This window comes from Paraburkholderia sp. BL27I4N3, from assembly GCF_003386115.1.
Lineage (GTDB): Bacteria > Pseudomonadota > Gammaproteobacteria > Burkholderiales > Burkholderiaceae > Paraburkholderia.
This window is the reverse complement of sequence record NZ_QREJ01000001.1, coordinates 1,182,391-1,198,967: the sequence shown is the minus strand read 5'-3', so window position 1 is coordinate 1,198,967 and position 16,577 is coordinate 1,182,391. Positions and strand designations below refer to the sequence as shown.

Below are 16,577 nucleotides of genomic sequence, written 5' to 3'. Positions count from 1 at the left end.
GCTCCATCCAAAACTACATACCAAAAGAGTGGACTCTTGAACACCCACTGTTCTTATTCACAAAGCTTACTCGCCGAGATACGCCGCCCGAACTTTCGGATCGTCGAGCATCCGCTTCGCGTCGCCAGACATCGTGACCAGCCCCGAGTCCATCACGTAGCCGCGGTTCGCCGCCTGCAACGCGAGACGCGCGTTCTGCTCGACCAGCAGCACGGTCATGCCTTCAGCCGAAATCGACCGCACCACTTCGAAGATCTTCTCGACCATGATCGGCGACAGACCCATCGACGGTTCGTCCAGCAGCAACAGCTTGGGGCGCGAGATGATCGCGCGCGCCATGGCCAGCATCTGCTGTTCGCCGCCCGAGAGCGTGCCCGCGTATTGCGTGGCGCGTTCCTTCAATCGCGGAAAGAAGCCGAACATACGATCGACGTCCGCCTTGATGGCGTCCGTGTCGTTACGCAGATAAGCGCCCATCTGCATGTTCTCGACGATCGACATGCGCGCGAAGATACCGCGCCCTTCCGGCACCATTGCCAGACCGCGCTTGAGCAGCTCGTGCGCCGGGATGCCCTTGATCGACTGGCCCATGTACTCGATGTCGCCCGCCGAATACGGCTTCAGACCCGTGATCGCCTTCATCGTCGTGGTCTTGCCCGCGCCGTTCGCGCCGATCAGCGTGACCAGTTCGCCCTGCGCCACTTCGAGGTCGATGCCCTTGACCGCCTGAATGCCGCCGTAATTGACCTGAAGGCCCTTGATTTTCAACATTGCCGTAGCCATCAGTGGACCCCCGCACCCAGATAAGCCTCGATCACCTTCGGGTCCTTCTGCACGTCATGCGGCAGCCCCTGGGCGATCACCTTGCCATAGTCGAGCACTGTCATCTGATTGCACAGGCCCATCACCAGTTTCACGTCGTGCTCGATCAGCAGGATCGTCTTGCCGTCGCTGCGGATCTTGTCGAGCAGCTTGGTCAGCTCGACCTTCTCGGTCGCGTTCATGCCGGCGGCCGGCTCATCGAGTGCGAGCAGCTTCGGATCGGTTGCCAGTGCGCGTGCGATCTCCAGACGGCGCTGGTGACCATACGACAGATTGCGCGACGTGTAGTCCGCGTACTGCGCAATGCCGACGTACTCCAGCAGTTCGACCGCGCGCTCCTTGATCTCGCGCTCTTCCTTGCGCTCGGCCGGCGTCTGGAACACCGCGCCCAGCAGGCCGTGCTTGGTACGCACGTGGCGCCCGACCATCACGTTTTCCAGCGCGGTCATGCCGCCGAACAGACGGATGTTCTGAAACGTCCGCGCAATACCCGCCTTCGCCACCTGATAGACGGCGGTCGGCGTGTATTCGGTGCCGTCGAGCTTGAACTCGCCCGAATCCGGCGTGTACAGGCCCGTGATCACATTGAAGAAGGTCGTCTTGCCGGCGCCGTTCGGGCCGATCAGGCCGTAAATCTGGCCCGCCTTGATCTGCAGACCAACGTCGGACAGCGCCTGCAGGCCGCCGAAGCGCTTGTTGACGCCTTTCACCGACAGGCGGATCTGATCGCTACCCGCGCCGTTGCCCACGTTGCTGCTTGCGTTATCGCTCATGTAATTTCTCCCCTGGGCCTCAGGCACGCACCGGCTTCTTGCCAGCGCGCTTCGCCAGTTTCGCAATCTTGTCTTCGTGCTTCGGCGACGGCCACAAGCCTTCCGAGCGGTACAGCATGATCACGACCATCGCGAGGCCGTACAGCAACTGACGGATCACTTCGGTATCGACGATTTCATGGCCGAAGATCATGTTCTGCAGCGGACCCATGGTCGAGCGCAGGAATTCCGGGAACACGGCGAGCAGCACCGCGCCGAGAATCACGCCCGGAATATGGCCCATGCCGCCCAGCACCACGCACGCCAGCACCACGACCGATTCCCAGAACGTGAACGATTCCGGCGACACGAAGCCCTGGAACGAGCCGAACATCGCGCCCGACAGGCCGCCGAACGACGCACCCATCGCGAAGGCCAGCAGCTTCACGTTACGGGTGTTGATGCCCATCGCCTTGGCGGCAATTTCGTCTTCGCGGATCGCGGCCCACGCACGGCCGATACGCGAGTGCTGCAAACGCGTACACGTCCAGATCACGAACAGCGCGCACAGCACGAACAGGTAGTAGTACATGTACACCGACGGGAACTGCAGGCCGAACAGCGAATGTGTCTGCGCGAGGCTGAAGCCGCCCACCGATACCGGATCGATCCCCGTGATCCCCTTCGGGCCGTTGGTGATGTTCACCGGACGGTCGAGGTTGTTCATGAAGATCCGCACGATTTCCCCGAAGCCCAGGGTCACGATCGCGAGGTAGTCGCCACGCAGACGCAAGGTCGGCGCGCCGAGCACAATCCCAAAGAACGCGGCAAACGACATCGCGATCGGCACGATGAGCCAGATCGGCACATGGAGCCCATTCGGCGCCAGATGCGCGATCCACTCGAACTGTGAGCTCAGGTGCGGCGAAGACAGCAGTGCAGCGGTATAGGCGCCGATCGCGTAGAACGCGATGTAGCCCAAATCCAGCAGGCCGGCGAAGCCGACCACCACATTGAGGCCAAGCGCGAGCATCACATACAGCATCGCGAAGTCGAGCACGCGGACCCAGTAGTTGCCGCCGGCCGCGCCGATGATCATCGGCGCCGCGATTACGAAGATCGCAGTGATGATGCCGACGGTCAGCGTCTTCGTCAGGTTCTTCTCGGGGATGAGCGTCGTGGACGGCTCGATCGGTTGAATTGAGGTCATGTCTGTTTTCTCCCAGGATCAGGCGCGATCCGCGACACGTTCGCCGAGCAGGCCCGACGGACGGAACACCAGCACGATGATCAGCACGATGAAGGCGAACACGTCCTGATAGTTACTGCCGAATACACCGCCCGTGAGGTTGCCGATGTAGCCCGCGCCCAGCTGTTCGATCAAGCCGAGAATCACGCCGCCCACCATCGCGCCGCCCAGGTTGCCGATGCCGCCGAGCACCGCCGCGGTAAAGGCCTTCAAACCGGGGATGAAACCCATGTAGAAGTGAGCGTTGCCGTATTCGGAGGCGATCATCACGCCGGCCAGTGCGGCGAGCGCCGAGCCGATCATGAAGGTGGCCGAGATCACGAAGTTCGGGTTCACGCCCATCAGACTCGCGACGCCCGGATTCTCGGCGATGGCGCGCATGGCGCGGCCGAGCCTGGTCTTGTGCACCAGCAGCAGCAGACCGCCCATCACGAGGAACGCCACCACGATGATCACGATTTCAGTCATCGAGATCACGGCGCCAGGCGTCGTGTCGGTGGCCTTGATCACGTTGATCGGGTCGGTGGGCAACAACTGCGGGAACGGCAGCGGGTTGCGCGACCAGATCATCATGGCCAGCGTCTGCAGCAGGATCGACACGCCGATCGCGGTGATCAGCGGGGCGAGACGCGGCGCTTTACGCAATGGCCGGTAAGCCACGCGCTCGATCGTGTAGCCGACCAGCGAGCAAACCACTGCTGCGATGATCAACGCGATGATCAGTGTCGGCACGTTGCCGAGGCCGGGGAAGTGGTTCTGCAGCACGCCTATGGCGGAGAGCGCAACCATCGCGCCCACCATCAACACATCGCCGTGAGCGAAGTTGATGATGCCCAGAATGCCGTAAACCATCGTATAGCCCAGTGCGATGATGGCATAAACGCTGCCAAGCACCAGCCCATTGAGAATCTGCTGAACGAAAATATCCACTACCTGCTCCTGAAACGCTGCACCTTTCAATGGTTTTTTTGTCGTGTGTCGGCCGCCCAGCGGCTCCCCCGACACGGATCGCGCGCGTTTAATTCGGCCCTGAAAGCCTTGACGCGATGACGAAACGGCAGGCGATTCGTCATCGGGAAAATGAGATTCTTATGTCGCGTGGAATAGGCCTGCCCACCCTTGGCGGCAGGATTCAGGCCCAGCCGCGTTACTTCGACAAGGCACGCACGTTGGCGAGCGTCTTTTCGACGATTTCAATGACCTTCTGGCGTTCTTCGCCTTCGAGCTTCAGTCGCGGTGCCTTCACGGTTTCCGAATAGCCGGCGGTGATGTTCTCGGCCAGCTTGATGTACTGAACGAGCTTCACGTGCGTATCCAGATGGAACAGGTCGATCAGTGCGCGGTACAGCTTGCGGGCCCATTCATAGTCGCCAGCAACCGCCAGATTCAGCAGTTCGACCGATTCCTTTGGAACAGCGTTAGCCATGCCAGAGACCCAGCACGTCACGCCAAGTGCAACCGACTCGAGCACCAGATCGTCGACACCGCAAACGACAGCAAGGCGGTCGCCAAAGCGGCTGGTCAAATCCGTGACACGGGTTGTGTCATACGATTCTTCCTTGAGGGCTTCGATCGTCGACTCTTCCAGCAGTTGCGCCACTATATCGGGCGTCAGGTCCACGCCATATCCGCGCGGGTTGTTATAGAGCAGGATCGCGAGTTTGGACGCCTGGGCGACGGTCTTGTAGAAGGCGATCGTTTCACGGGCGTCGGACTTGTACGTGAGACCAGGAAAAACCATTAGGCCCTGAACGCCCAGTTCTTCCGCGTCCTTCGCGTACTGGACCGCGTTTGCCGTATTGGTTTCCGCGAGACCCGCAATTACCGGCACGCGTCCGTTCACAGTGTCGACGGCAAGCTTGATTACCGTGCGCTTCTCTTCCGGCGTGAGCTGGGCGCTCTCACCGACCATACCCATCATGACGACCCCACCGACCCCGCTCTCGATGAGGCGGTTCAGACCTGCCTTGATCGCTTCGTGATCCAGCGAACCATCATCTTTCAGCTTCGTCGTGACAGCAGGGAACACACCTTTCCAGTTAACTAGCATGGTTATATCTCTCCAAAAAATGATAATCAGAAACGGGATTTCCCGCGGGTCGATTGAGGTCGCAAGTGCCTCGTTAAGTCCGGAAGCGACTGATCGAATACGGCTCGAGACCGATTCCGGGTGTCCGATTGGCAAGGAGGTCGGCGACAAGCGCACCCGTCGTTGCCGATTGCGTGAGCCCAAGATGACCGTGGCCAAACGCATAGATGACGGATGGCGTGCGCGGCGACCTGCCGATGACGGGCAACGAATCCGGCGTGGCCGGGCGGTGCCCCATCCACTTCACAGCGCCCTGATCATTGATGCCGGGCAGGAACCGCTTTCCGAGCGTAAGCAGTGCGTCACTACGTTTGTAGTTCGGTGGCGCCTTCAGGCCGGCGAACTCGGCGGCACCGCCAATGCGCACCCCAATATCAAGTGGAGTAGCGACGAATTTGCGTTCGGCAAAGATCACTTCGCGCGACAGACTGATGCCATGCGCAGGAAGCGTCGTGTTGTAACCACGCTCACTGTCCAACAGGACGCGGTCGCCGATGGATCCGGCAAGCGATGCGGACCATGCACCCGTCGCTACTACGAGGCGGCGCCCCTTTACTCGGTCGCCTGTCTCGGTCACTGCTGCTGGCGCAAGCGCGTCAGCGAGATCCAGTGCCTTCACGGTGCCGACGAAAAACGTGGCGCCGAGCTGCTTCACTCGCTCTCGCAACTGCGTCACGAGACGCTTCGGGTCACCGATGTGTGACCAGTCATCGAGAAACACGCCATGTCGGAAAACCGGCGCAAGGGAGGGTTCGCAATCGCGAACCTCGTCAGCAGACATGGCGTGCCAGCGCACGCCCAGATCCCGTTTAAATTCCCATTCATGCTGATCCACGGCGAAGGCCTCGTCGGTCTCATAGACCGTCAATGCCCCACGGCGATAAAAACTGTCCATCGCACCGATGTCCTCGAACATCGGAACGATGTCGCTATAAACACGATTATTCAGGCTAGCCAAAGCCAGCGAGATTTCGCGGAAGCGGTCCTTGTTGGCCGAACGTTGAAACTCCATGAACCATGGCAAGGCGGTCGGCACATGTTTCCAGTCAAGTGCCAACGGCCCCAAAGGATCGAACAACCACTTCAGCGCCTTCATGTACAACCCGCTCACTGAAATTGGGGTGCTCTCAGTCACCGCGATACCGCCGGCGTTTCCATGCGACGTGCGGTCGCCTTCGAAGTCACGGTCGATGACGGTGACGGTGGCGCCATCGCGCAGCGCAGACCAAGCACATGCGAGACCAACGATTCCACTACCGATAACCACAACGTCGGTGGTTGTCCGAGAGTTTTGAGCTTGCTGAGTCATTTCCGTGAGTCGAGGTATTGGCTGGGTGGACGGCAGACCTGCCGTCCACGGTGGCAGCAATTACTTGGATCCGAGTACCGTCATCGGCTTCCACTGGCCGTTTTCGCACTTGTAGACGGTGATGATTGCGTCGCGCAAATCACCGTACTGGTCGTACGCAAAATGGTCGCTGGTGACACCCTTCATGTCGGTCTTCGCCAGCACCGGCAGATAGACGGCCGGGTCAGACGAATTGGCCTTCTGCATCGCCTGCATCATCGCCATGGCGCCGTCGTACGTATACGGCGCATAGGTCGTCGGTTCAGAACCAAACTTGGCTTTGTAGCGCTGCGTGAAGCCAGCGCCACCCGGCATCTTGTCCAGCGGCAGTCCCGCGAGCGAGACGATCGTGCCGTCCGCGGCCGGTCCCGCAATCTTGATGAAGTCTTCCGTCTTCGACATTTCACCCGAGGCAAACGTGGCCTTCATTGCCAGCGAGCGCGCCTGCTTAACCATTGGTGCGGACTGCGCATCAGCTCCTGCGTAGTAGATGAAATCAGGGTTTTTCGACTTGATGCCGGTCAGGATCGCCTTGAAATCGACCGCCTTGTCGGACGTGAACTGATGGTCAATGATGCTGCCGCCGGAAGCCTTCACCGCGGTCTCGAACTGCTCCGCAAGACCCTGGCCGTATGCCGTGCGGTCATCGATGATTGCAATCCGCTTCGCATGGAGCGTATCGACCACGTACTTGCCCATCACACTGCCCTGCTGCGTATCCGACGTCATCATCCGGAACGTAGTCTTGAAGCCCTGACGCGTATAGGCCGGGGCGGTTGCCGTCGAAATCTGCGGAATGCCTGCGTGCGAATAGATCGCCGAAGCGGGGATTGTCACACCGGAGTTGAAGTGACCGAGCATACCTTTGATGCCATCATCGACCAGCTTCTGGGCGACGACCGTGCCCGTCTTCGGGTCCGCCTGGTCGTCGAGCGCCTCCAGCACGAATTTCGTTTCCTTGCCGTCGATCTTGGGCTTCGTGGCATTGAAGTCGTCAATGGCGAGCTGCACGCCCGATTCAAAGTCCTTGCCGTACTGCGCCTGCGCGCCCGTCATCGGAGCAGCCAAACCCAGCTTGACCGTTTGCGTTTCGGCGGCCTGTGCGGCTCCGAGGGACAGGACGAGGAATCCTGAAGCAGCGGCTGCAAAAGCGGTGGTGCGAACTTTCATATCAGTCTCCTTACTACCCATGAAAACCGCCTAAGCCAGCGCAAAAACATTATCTTGGATCCAATATCCAAACGTTTCACGTATGATGCGCCGCTTCAGCGGGTCTGTCAAATGCGTTCGAAAAAATTGGCGGAGCGCGGTTACTGCCGCCCCGCCCCAAGTCCTACACCTGTTCCATGAAATCAGGATCCTCAAGCCCACGCAGCCTTTGAACCTGATCTTCGAGCGGCGAAACCGCCAATTGTGCAAACACCAGCGCCAGCCCGATATCGGCATCGTCATACAAGCCAGCTTTACCAAGCAGATTCATCGTGCCCAGCGTGACGCCGTTTTTGCGCACCGGAATGTTCAGCACGCTTTCACATCCAATCGACCACAGCACCTCATACTCCGAAAACACCCCCTTGATGTCTTCGCGCGTTGAACCCACAAAGACTTCACCGCGTCGAAGAACATGATCCGACCAGCGACTTTGCGTCACCCGCTTGAGTCCGCCTATTGGATTAATGTCCAGCCGATTGCTATGCAGACGTCCTAGGCGGCTCGACGCCTCGTCATACGCCAACACAGTAAAGAGCTGCTGCCCGAATACCTCCGTGAGGGAACGCTCGAACTGGGCCCACACGAGGTCGGTGTTGCCAACTTCCTGCAGCATCCTGGCTACACGCTCGACTGCCCCAGAGATGAGTACATGCTTCGTGCTTGTCACAAAGACCCCTTATTTCGCGGTTCGGAACGCTGCACTCTGCGTTTCGGGATTTATGGAGCCGTACTCAGCCTCGGATATTTCTTCAAGGGTTTTCCCTTTCGTCGAGACGCCCAGAATAATCACGGCGAGAGCACCGATTACCAAGATGACGGTCGTCATGCCGAACACACCGGCGAAACCCCATATCGGGTAGATATAACCCACTAGCATCGGCGAACAGATTGCGCCAATCCGGCCAAACGCCGATGCCGTTCCCATCCCAGTTGCGCGAAGATGCGTCGGGAACACTTCAGGTGTGTAGGCGTACTCACCCGCGTTCACCCCATTCATCGCGAAGGACATGAAGATCGAAGCAAGGACGATCGACGTGTCGCTGCCCGCATTGGCAAGCCAAATACCTGCGACGCAAGCCAATGCCATGTATGTAACGATCGTTGTCTTGCGTCCCAGCTTCTCGCAGAAGTAGGCCGATGAGTAGTAGCCTGGAATCTGCGCGAGGTAGATCAGGATCGAGACGGAGAAACTCTTCGTGATGGTCATGCCATGCTGAACGAGCAAGCCAGGGATCCAGACAAAGAATGCGTACGAGCAGAACGTCACCGACAGCCACAAACACCATGTCATCAGCGTTGTCTTGGCGAGCGGCGGTTTCCAGAGCAGCCGCAGGTTTCCGAAGAAAGAACCCGACTGCTCGTAACTAGCCGCACCGCCAGCCACTGGCACCACCGGAGGCAATTTCACTCCCGAGCGCTCGATCTGACGTTCGATGTCCGCTACAACTGCTTCAGCTTCCGCATGACGGCCGTGGAGTTCCAGCCAGCGCGGCGATTCATGCAGCGAACGCCGCCACCAGAGTAGTACAACGACGGGGACAGACACGATGACCAGTGCGATGCGCCAGCCTTCAGGGCTGAGCGGGATCACGAAATAACCGATTAGTGCCGCAGCCACGAACCCGAACGAGAAGAAACCGGCCAGCGCACCGGTGAAAGCACCCCGATAACGATTGCTGACAAATTCAACCAGGAACGGTGCAATGATTGCGCCTTCAGCGCCCATACCGATACCCGCTATCGCCCGCAGCAGCGCAAAGGTATGCCAGTCGTTCACGAATGCGTTAGCGAATGTCAGTACGCAGAAAAATGTCAGCGCCCACATCATCACAACGCGGCGACCGAAGCGATCCCCCAGAAGGCCGGCGAACAGCGCACCGACCAGAAAACCGACATATGTACTGCTGCCAAGAAGGCCCGTCTCGAAGCTCGTCAGGTGCCACTTGGTACGAGCAACGGGCAGGATAAACGCAATGATAGCTGCGTCAATGGCTTCGAACATGAAGCCCAACCCGCCCATGACGAGCAGCTTGAAGTGGAAACGGCTGAACGGAAGGCGTTCGAGCCGGGCTGCAATCGGTGACATTTGGTTGCTCCCGAAATTAGGGATCGATAGGTCCGGAATTTCTCCGGGATCGGCGTGTGATAACAATATCCTGTATCCAAAATCCAGAGTCAAGCGCGGGTAAACCTTTGCGCGCCCTTCCGTCTGCCCGGAAGGAGGCAGACGGATTCGGGACCTGAAAGCGTTAAAACGTATGCCGGATGCCCACACGGACGGCGATCTGATTATTTGTGGACGACGGTGTGAGGAAAGCCAACGCCGCGACGGCTTGCTTACCTGTCGAATCAACACCCGATGCGCGTAGCCAGGAAGTTGTCGCATACAGCAGCGTGCGTTTCGAAAGGCTGTACTGCGTGCCAACATTGAGCTGGAAATATTTCGCCGTTTCAGCTTTCGTGTAGTCGTACGACGCGCCTACTAACGCGGCCGGCGTGACATTGTAAGTAGCGAGCGCTTCGTAGTTGTTGAAGGTTGCGGTGCCCGAGAATGGCGTCGACGAGGTACGCACCACATCGTCAAATCGGGTATTGGTGTAGGTGAAGCCGAGCAATGCCGCGCCGATGCGATAGTTGACGCCTGCCCCCGCGACCTGTAAAGCATGGGCCGACGTGTACCCGCTGAAGATCGGATTCGTGATGGGGTTTACGAACGTTCCGCCTGTCACAGGGTTTGCCGTCGCATCATAGATGGATGTCGCGGGGTTATCGATTCGCGAAAACACTGCACTGGCGCTGAGCGCGCTGTTCGCGTAACTGAGACTGACCGACTCCTTTTTGCCGTTAGAGAAGTCCCCTGCCACTCCACCGAGGCTGAAAAGCCCCGACAGCGTGAAACCGGCGTACGTTGGCGAGATGTACTTGATCGAATTACTCAACGAGTAGTCGCCCCAGACGTTATCCACGTCCGCTGCGTGCGTAGCCAGAATTCCATTGAACCGGCCAGAGGCCGAAAGACCAATCAGTGAATCGAGCACCAGATCGTACTGGCGGCCCATCAACATGGTACCGAAGGGCGAGGCAAGGCCGACGTAGGCCTGACGGCCGAAAAGGCGGCCGCCGTTGTTCATCGTGCCCTTGTTGATATCGAAACCGTTCTCGAGGCGAGCAACGGTGCTGTATCCACCGCCCAGATCCTCCTTGATCAGGAAGCCCCATTTGCTGCTGCCTAGTGCGCCGTTTGAGGCCTGAATGTTGTAATGGCCACCCTGGTTGTTTGTATAAGTGATCCCATCGTCCACTGCGCCGTACAACGTGACGGAACTCTGCGCATGGCACACTACCGCGGTGGACATGATCGCCGCCGCCATACCTGCCTTTTTCATCTTAACCCCCTCTTTAATAAGTAATACTACGGATTTCAAATGGAATTTTCTGCCAGAATTTCTTTATAGACCTTCGCTCTTGCGGCTTATGAGTGGGCCGACAAGGCGCCGCCCGTCATCGACAACGCACGGTGCCTTGAGTCGTGGTGAAACAGGCACGCTTGGTTCCTACTGTTTTTCGTGGCGGCATGGCAGACGAAACAGGCGTTCGCGATCCTCACCACCAACCGGCTTATTTGACCGTCATGGCAGCTTCTGAGGCACCCGGTTGCCGTGCTACGGCAAAGAATGAAATTCCGGCACAGATGGCAATATAGACGGCGACTGAAAGCCAGTTTCCGCCTGACTGGCGCAGCAACCACGTCGCGATGAGGGGAGCCGTACCGCCGGCAAGTGCGGCACCGATCTGGGAGCCGAGTGTGATTCCGGTGAATCGAACCTGGATTGAGAAGATCCTCGCCATGATCGTGCCTAGTGTCGCTACGATCGGCGCCCAGATGAGCCCGACAGAAACGACGGTCGCCAGCGTAATCGACCACTTCTGCCCCACATCGAGCAGCATGAAATAGGGACCAGCAAACACAGCCATCAGCACTGTCCCGCCGAGGTAGACGACGCGACTGCCGACGCGGTCTGCGAGCCAACCCATAAACGGAACAGCGATACAGGTAACCATGGCAGCGAGCGTGATCGCGTTGAGCACGGTGACGCGACTATAGGTGAGCGTACCCGTGGCATAACTCACCACGAAGGTTGTGAAAACATAGAAGGGAGCTGTTTCGACAATTTTGGCACCCGTCGCTACAAGCACACCTTTCCAGTGATGTCGCAAGGTTTCGACGATGGGTGCGCGTTCGACCCTACCCGTTCGCTTGACCTCGGCGAACTCCGGAGTCTCGCCAATGCCACGGCGTATCCACAGCCCGAGAAAAACGAGGCCTGCACTCATGATAAAAGGCACGCGCCAGCCCCACGCCAGAAAATCCGAGTCTGGCAGGAGGCTCATCAGTGACATCGCCAGAGTCGCCAGCAACATGCCGAGTGGGACACCCAGTTGCGGGACGCACGCGTAAAGAGCCTTCCGGTGTTCCGGCGCGTACTCGTAGGCCAGCAGCAGCGCCCCACCCCATTCCCCGGAGATACCAACGCCTTGAACGACCCGTAGCAGGACAAGCAGAGCGGGCGCCCAGAATCCGATCATGTTGTATGTCGGCAGACATCCGATTAACACTGTTCCGCCCCCCATGAGGGAGAGCGTCAGAACGAGTGTTTTCTTTCTGCCAATCCGGTCACCAATATGTGCAAGGAAAACCCCGCCGAACGGCCGGACAAAGAAAGTAAGCGAAAACGAAAGGTAGGAAAGAAGTAGTCCAACGATCGGGTCAAAGTTAGGAAAGAACAATCTGTTGAAAACGAGCGCTGCGACCGTTCCATAAAGGAAGTAGTCGAACCACTCGATAGCACTGCCAGCAAGGCTCGCAGCAAGAACACGTATATGAAGCGTCTTGCGCGGTGCGGTTGCGGTGTCCATAAAGCTCTCCAGAATATTCTAGGCACGCCCTGATTTCGACGCCAATATCCTGGATCCAATATAATAGGTCAAGGAGTTCCGCAGCTTTTCCGTTAATGTTGCAAGGCTCGGGCGTGCGCCTATGGCGGGAACCGCCGAAATATGCTGGATGCAGTCAAGGGACCGCGGCTAGTCGTGGATGAGCGCCTTGACGTCGGCGTAGAGCTGGGTACTGACCTCGACGCCATTTGCTTCGCTGCGAACTCTGGCCTCGAATCGCCGCTGCGAAGGCAGCCGCGCGCCTTGCCCGGCAATAGCGTCGAACATCGCTTCTGCGTACTTGTCGCCTCCTGCACGGTTCCCGGCTGCGAACACGTCTGGATTGAATGCGAGAACGAGCTCACCATGGCAGGGCGTGGCCCCCACACCTTCGTCGAATTTCTGCGATTCGAGGCTGGTCATGTCCCCAAGCAGAGGGCCGGCAAGCAGCTCGACCATCGCCGACAGGGCAGACCCTTTATGGCCGCCGAAGGTGAGCATTGCGCCCTTCATTGCGGCAGCCGGATCCGTCGTTGGCTGCCCTGCCTCGTCAACGGCCCAGCCGAGCGGGATTTCCTTCCCTGTCCTTCTATGCAATTCAATGTCACCACGGGCAATCGCACTTGTCGCGAAATCGAACACGAACGGAAACTTGCCCGGTCGAGGCCACGCAAACGCGATCGGATTGGTCCCAAACACCGGCTTTGTGCCGCCCGCCGGTGCGACCCAACTATGACTGGGAGTCATCGCTATCGCGGCAAACCCCTCGCTCGCGATAGCCTCAACCTCCGGCCAGAGAGCGGAAAAATGAAAGCAGTTGTTGATCGAGAGTGCCGCGATGCCCACCTCCCGTGCCTTTTCAACGAGAACCTTGCTGCCGAGTTCAAAGGCCAGCTGTGAGTATCCAAACCCGGCATCCACGCGAACGATCGCGGGCGAGAGTTCAGTGACCTGTGGTCTCGCATCGCCTACGAGCTTGCCCTCCCGAAGAGACCTGACACAGACGAGCAGACGATAAATTCCGTGGGAATGGCACTCATCCCGTTGTCCGGCTGTAATCACGCGAGCGATGGCGCGAGCGTGATCTTCTGCCATGCCATTGGACGTAAGCACACGCATGGACAACGTACTCACCTCTTCGAGAGACAGACAAACCTTTTCCATTGAAAAGCCTTATTTGGATACAATATTCAATTTGCAAGGATAGTCGGTGTGGTTGTCGCCGTCAAACGGAAGCACTTTGCAAGTGCCAAGGACCAGAGTATGAACACAGTATGGATTGTCGACGGAACCTATTTGAGAACCGCCCTACGAGAACGCACGTGCGTCCAGCTAATAGCGAATATGGAACGGGAGTTGGTAGCAGCACAAGGCGCACCCATGAAATGCTCACTATATTTCGATCTTTCGAGCGACATCGATAAGGATATGGCAAGCGCTTTCATCAATGGTTTGCGATCGAACATTCTGCGCACGCCATTCGGCGTGCGTCTGATACCGCTGCCTGCGGCGGCAAACGAAGATGCCTACCACGACACTCATAGACTGCTTGCAGTTGAGGCGGCAGTCGAGTCCATACGACTGGCGTCAGGAGATGACTGTGATCGCCTTGTCCTCACCTCAGCAGATGCGGCGTTGGAACCGGCAATTTCAACGGTCCGACGCCAGTTTTCTAGAGAATTCTGGCTCAATGGTGCGCGCAGTCACCGTGCACCGGTACTGGAAGCATTCGCGGACCGAATAATATGGTTCGACACTTGAGATAGTTTGCTCTGCACACAAGGCGTCCGCAGGAAAACTGCGCGCAATTCCCGTAGGGATGCGGTTCAACGAACCGGACCGAATCTGCGGGCCAACTACTCACTGTTCGACCGCGACACCGGCCGTCCAGTCTGCGTGGGTGGGCAATAGTAAAAGTTGCAAACGCGTGACGGACGGCGGCATCACCGCGTGGGCTGTCCTACACCGGACGGCTGTGCGTTCGGTCAGAACTTCTGCAAGCCCTACGCCACTGCAACAGCCGGCCAATCGAACTCGCGTGTTTGTCGCGTCGGCACTTATTTCAGCCTAGCGCAGCCAGCGCGCTTACCAATACAGCCTGCTTGAATAATTTCGGCCGCCTCGGCAGCGACGAAAACGGGCTCAGCACATGGCTATACGCGACGGTTTTGCTGATGCCGTTGACCAGCAGCATGAACATGATTTCGGGATCCTGCTGCGGCACCTCACCCGTGTCAATCGCGTCAGCAAGCAACGGCACAAACACGTCATGAAACGGGCTAACCACCCTTTCAATCAGGACGTCAAGGCGCTCCCCGGTTTCCGTTGCGGCCGTCGAAAAGAACATGCCTACATCCGGTGTCAGAAACACTTGGTCGATCAGGATCGACACCGCTCTTTCGACGCGCGCTCGCGGCCTCAACTCGAACATTGCCCGCAGCGCGGTGGTCTTTGCGATCATCGGCGCTGCTTCTTCAGCGATCTGCTCCACCACAGCGATCCACAATGCTTCCTTCGAACCGAAATGATGCGCAACAAGCGCGGGGTCGACGCCCGACGCCCTAGCAATTTCGCGCACGCTAGTTGCCTCGTAGCCGCTCTTCGCAAACGCCCTGCGCGCGCTGTGAAGCAACGCATCAGCGCCGCCCGCTTCGCTGCCGGCCGGGCGACCGCGAGCCCGACGCGGCATGGCGGTCGTCGTGAGAGGCTCGACGTTGTCGTTCGGATGTTTCATCAGCAACGGTGATCGTGTTCAAGGAAAGTCTGGAAGTCTAACCGGTGTGCAGCCGCCCATAACAGCGGCGCCACGTTTGACATGAACTCATTCACGTCGTAGTATCGCATTTATTCATCACTCGTAGAATTATTTGGCAATGAGTCAGGCCACTCGGATCGTCATCGTCGGCGGCGGCATTGCTGGACTTCTGCTCGCGACCAGGCTGGGCAACACGCTTGGGCGTAGTGGTCGCGCCAAGGTCACGTTGATCGACAAAAGCGCAACGCATATCTGGAAACCCATGCTGCACACCATCGCGGCCGGTACACGCGATGTCCAGCAGCAGCAGGTCATCTATCTTGCCCACGCCCGGGATCACGGCTTCGACTATCAGCCCGGCGAAATGGAAGGCTTGGACCGCTGTGCGCGCCTCGTCGAGCTGACCGAACTCCGAGCGCCGTCGGGCGAAGTCGTCATCGGTGCACGCACGATCGAATACGATGTGCTGATCCTTGCGCTGGGCAGTCGCGCTAACGATTTCGGCACACCTGGCGTACTTGAGCATTGCCATTTCATCGATAGCCAGGCGCAAGCTGAAGTTTTCAATGAAGCCTTGCGCATTAGCATATTCCGGAGTGTCGTGACGAATGACCGGTTGCGTGTGTCGATAGTCGGCGCAGGGGCGACCGGGGTCGAACTGGCTGCGGAATTGAGCCGTTTGCTTGAAGTGGCCGCGAGTTATGGCGACCCAGGCATCCGCTCACGCCTAAACCTCACGCTGTATGAAAGCGCACAGCGCGTACTGGCGGCATTTCCTCCTGCGGTGTCGGAATCCAGCGAAGCGCAGTTGCGGCATATCGGCTTCACAGTACGAACGGGCACGCGCGTGACCGCAGCCGAGCCGGATGGGCTCCGGCTCGGCGACGGCAGCAAGCAGTCGGCGGATTTGATGGTATGGGCGGCGGGCGTCAAGGCGCCTGATTTCCTGGGCAAAGTGGATGGGATCGCGGCGAATCGTTCCAATCAGATCAGCGTCAGACCAACACTACAGGCGCTGGGCGACGACAAAATATTCGTTCTCGGCGATTGCTCGACGCTGACACTCGTTGGCAATGAGCGCCCTCTCGCACCAACCGCACAGGTCGCCACGCAACAGGCACAGTTTCTCGCGAAGCACTTGCCGGACTGGCTTGCTGGAGGCTCGTTACCCGAGTTTGCGTTTCGCGACTTCGGCGCGCTCGTATCGCTGAGCGACTACAACGCTTTCGGGACACTCGGCCAGTTCGGGTTCTTCCGTGGCGGGTTTATCAAAGGCCGATTCGCGCAACTGAGCCACGCCATGCTCTACCGGCAACATCAGCAAGCGTTGCACGGTTTCGGCAAAGCCACGCTGCTGTGGGCAGCAGAGCAGATCAACAGCTGCGTGCAGCCGAAGATCCGACTGAGCTGAGGGC

General features: G+C 58.6%; 15 protein-coding genes and 1 pseudogene. 3 read left to right on the top strand and 13 right to left on the bottom strand.

The window, feature by feature from the left end; genetic code table 11:
* Positions 1–66: 66 nt before the first annotated feature.
* From B0G71_RS05440 to B0G71_RS05385, 12 genes are all read right to left on the bottom strand, one after another.
* Positions 67–783, bottom strand: a complete 717-nt coding sequence (locus tag B0G71_RS05440) for an ABC transporter ATP-binding protein (protein ID WP_116140214.1) — start codon at positions 781–783, stop codon at positions 67–69.
* Positions 783–1,595, bottom strand: coding sequence for an ABC transporter ATP-binding protein (locus B0G71_RS05435; protein ID WP_116140212.1), 813 nt, complete (start codon positions 1,593–1,595; stop codon positions 783–785). The genes B0G71_RS05440 and B0G71_RS05435 overlap by 1 nt, the downstream gene beginning before the upstream one ends.
* 19 nt (positions 1,596–1,614) lie before the next feature.
* Positions 1,615–2,784 (bottom strand): ABC transporter permease subunit, encoded by a 1,170-nt coding sequence (locus tag B0G71_RS05430; RefSeq protein WP_116140210.1) that lies wholly within the window; start codon positions 2,782–2,784, stop codon positions 1,615–1,617.
* Between the two features lie 18 nt (positions 2,785–2,802).
* Complete coding sequence (locus B0G71_RS05425; RefSeq protein WP_116140208.1) at positions 2,803–3,753, bottom strand: branched-chain amino acid ABC transporter permease; 951 nt, start codon at positions 3,751–3,753, stop codon at positions 2,803–2,805.
* Positions 3,754–3,970: 217 nt separating this feature from the next.
* On the bottom strand, positions 3,971–4,873 hold the full coding sequence (locus B0G71_RS05420) for a dihydrodipicolinate synthase family protein (protein WP_116140206.1): 903 nt from the start codon (positions 4,871–4,873) through the stop codon (positions 3,971–3,973).
* Positions 4,874–4,946: 73 nt separating this feature from the next.
* On the bottom strand, positions 4,947–6,221 hold the full coding sequence (locus tag B0G71_RS05415; protein WP_116140204.1) for an FAD-binding oxidoreductase: 1,275 nt from the start codon (positions 6,219–6,221) through the stop codon (positions 4,947–4,949).
* A 60-nt stretch (positions 6,222–6,281) separates the two neighbouring features.
* Positions 6,282–7,430 carry a branched-chain amino acid ABC transporter substrate-binding protein gene (locus tag B0G71_RS05410; protein WP_116140202.1) on the bottom strand — a complete coding sequence of 383 codons (1,149 nt, stop codon included), beginning with the start codon at positions 7,428–7,430 and terminating at the stop codon, positions 6,282–6,284.
* 163 nt (positions 7,431–7,593) lie between these two features.
* Entirely contained in the window at positions 7,594–8,085 is a 492-nt protein-coding gene (locus B0G71_RS05405; protein ID WP_258875488.1) for a GAF domain-containing protein, read from the bottom strand.
* A gap of 63 nt (positions 8,086–8,148) precedes the next feature.
* On the bottom strand, positions 8,149–9,558 hold the full coding sequence (locus B0G71_RS05400) for an MFS transporter (RefSeq protein WP_116140200.1): 1,410 nt from the start codon (positions 9,556–9,558) through the stop codon (positions 8,149–8,151).
* Between the two features lie 163 nt (positions 9,559–9,721).
* Complete coding sequence (locus B0G71_RS05395) at positions 9,722–10,858, bottom strand: porin (protein ID WP_116140198.1); 1,137 nt, start codon at positions 10,856–10,858, stop codon at positions 9,722–9,724.
* A gap of 232 nt (positions 10,859–11,090) precedes the next feature.
* Positions 11,091–12,389 (bottom strand): MFS transporter, encoded by a 1,299-nt coding sequence (locus tag B0G71_RS05390; RefSeq protein WP_116140196.1) that lies wholly within the window; start codon positions 12,387–12,389, stop codon positions 11,091–11,093.
* 168 nt (positions 12,390–12,557) lie between these two features.
* On the bottom strand, positions 12,558–13,571 hold the full coding sequence (locus tag B0G71_RS05385; protein WP_116140194.1) for an Ldh family oxidoreductase: 1,014 nt from the start codon (positions 13,569–13,571) through the stop codon (positions 12,558–12,560).
* Between the two features lie 99 nt (positions 13,572–13,670).
* Between B0G71_RS05385 and B0G71_RS05380 the strand changes: the two genes are divergently transcribed.
* Complete coding sequence (locus B0G71_RS05380) at positions 13,671–14,168, top strand: NYN domain-containing protein (RefSeq protein ID WP_147308650.1); 498 nt, start codon at positions 13,671–13,673, stop codon at positions 14,166–14,168.
* A gap of 19 nt (positions 14,169–14,187) precedes the next feature.
* A pseudogene (locus B0G71_RS41810) lies at positions 14,188–14,414 on the top strand (phage capsid protein); the annotation flags it as partial.
* A gap of 55 nt (positions 14,415–14,469) precedes the next feature.
* Here B0G71_RS41810 and B0G71_RS05370 read toward each other — a convergent pair.
* On the bottom strand, positions 14,470–15,141 hold the full coding sequence (locus B0G71_RS05370) for a TetR/AcrR family transcriptional regulator (RefSeq protein WP_116140190.1): 672 nt from the start codon (positions 15,139–15,141) through the stop codon (positions 14,470–14,472).
* Positions 15,142–15,280: 139 nt separating this feature from the next.
* Between B0G71_RS05370 and B0G71_RS05365 the strand changes: the two genes are divergently transcribed.
* On the top strand, positions 15,281–16,573 hold the full coding sequence (locus tag B0G71_RS05365) for an NAD(P)/FAD-dependent oxidoreductase (protein ID WP_116140188.1): 1,293 nt from the start codon (positions 15,281–15,283) through the stop codon (positions 16,571–16,573).
* Positions 16,574–16,577: the final 4 nt, after the last annotated feature.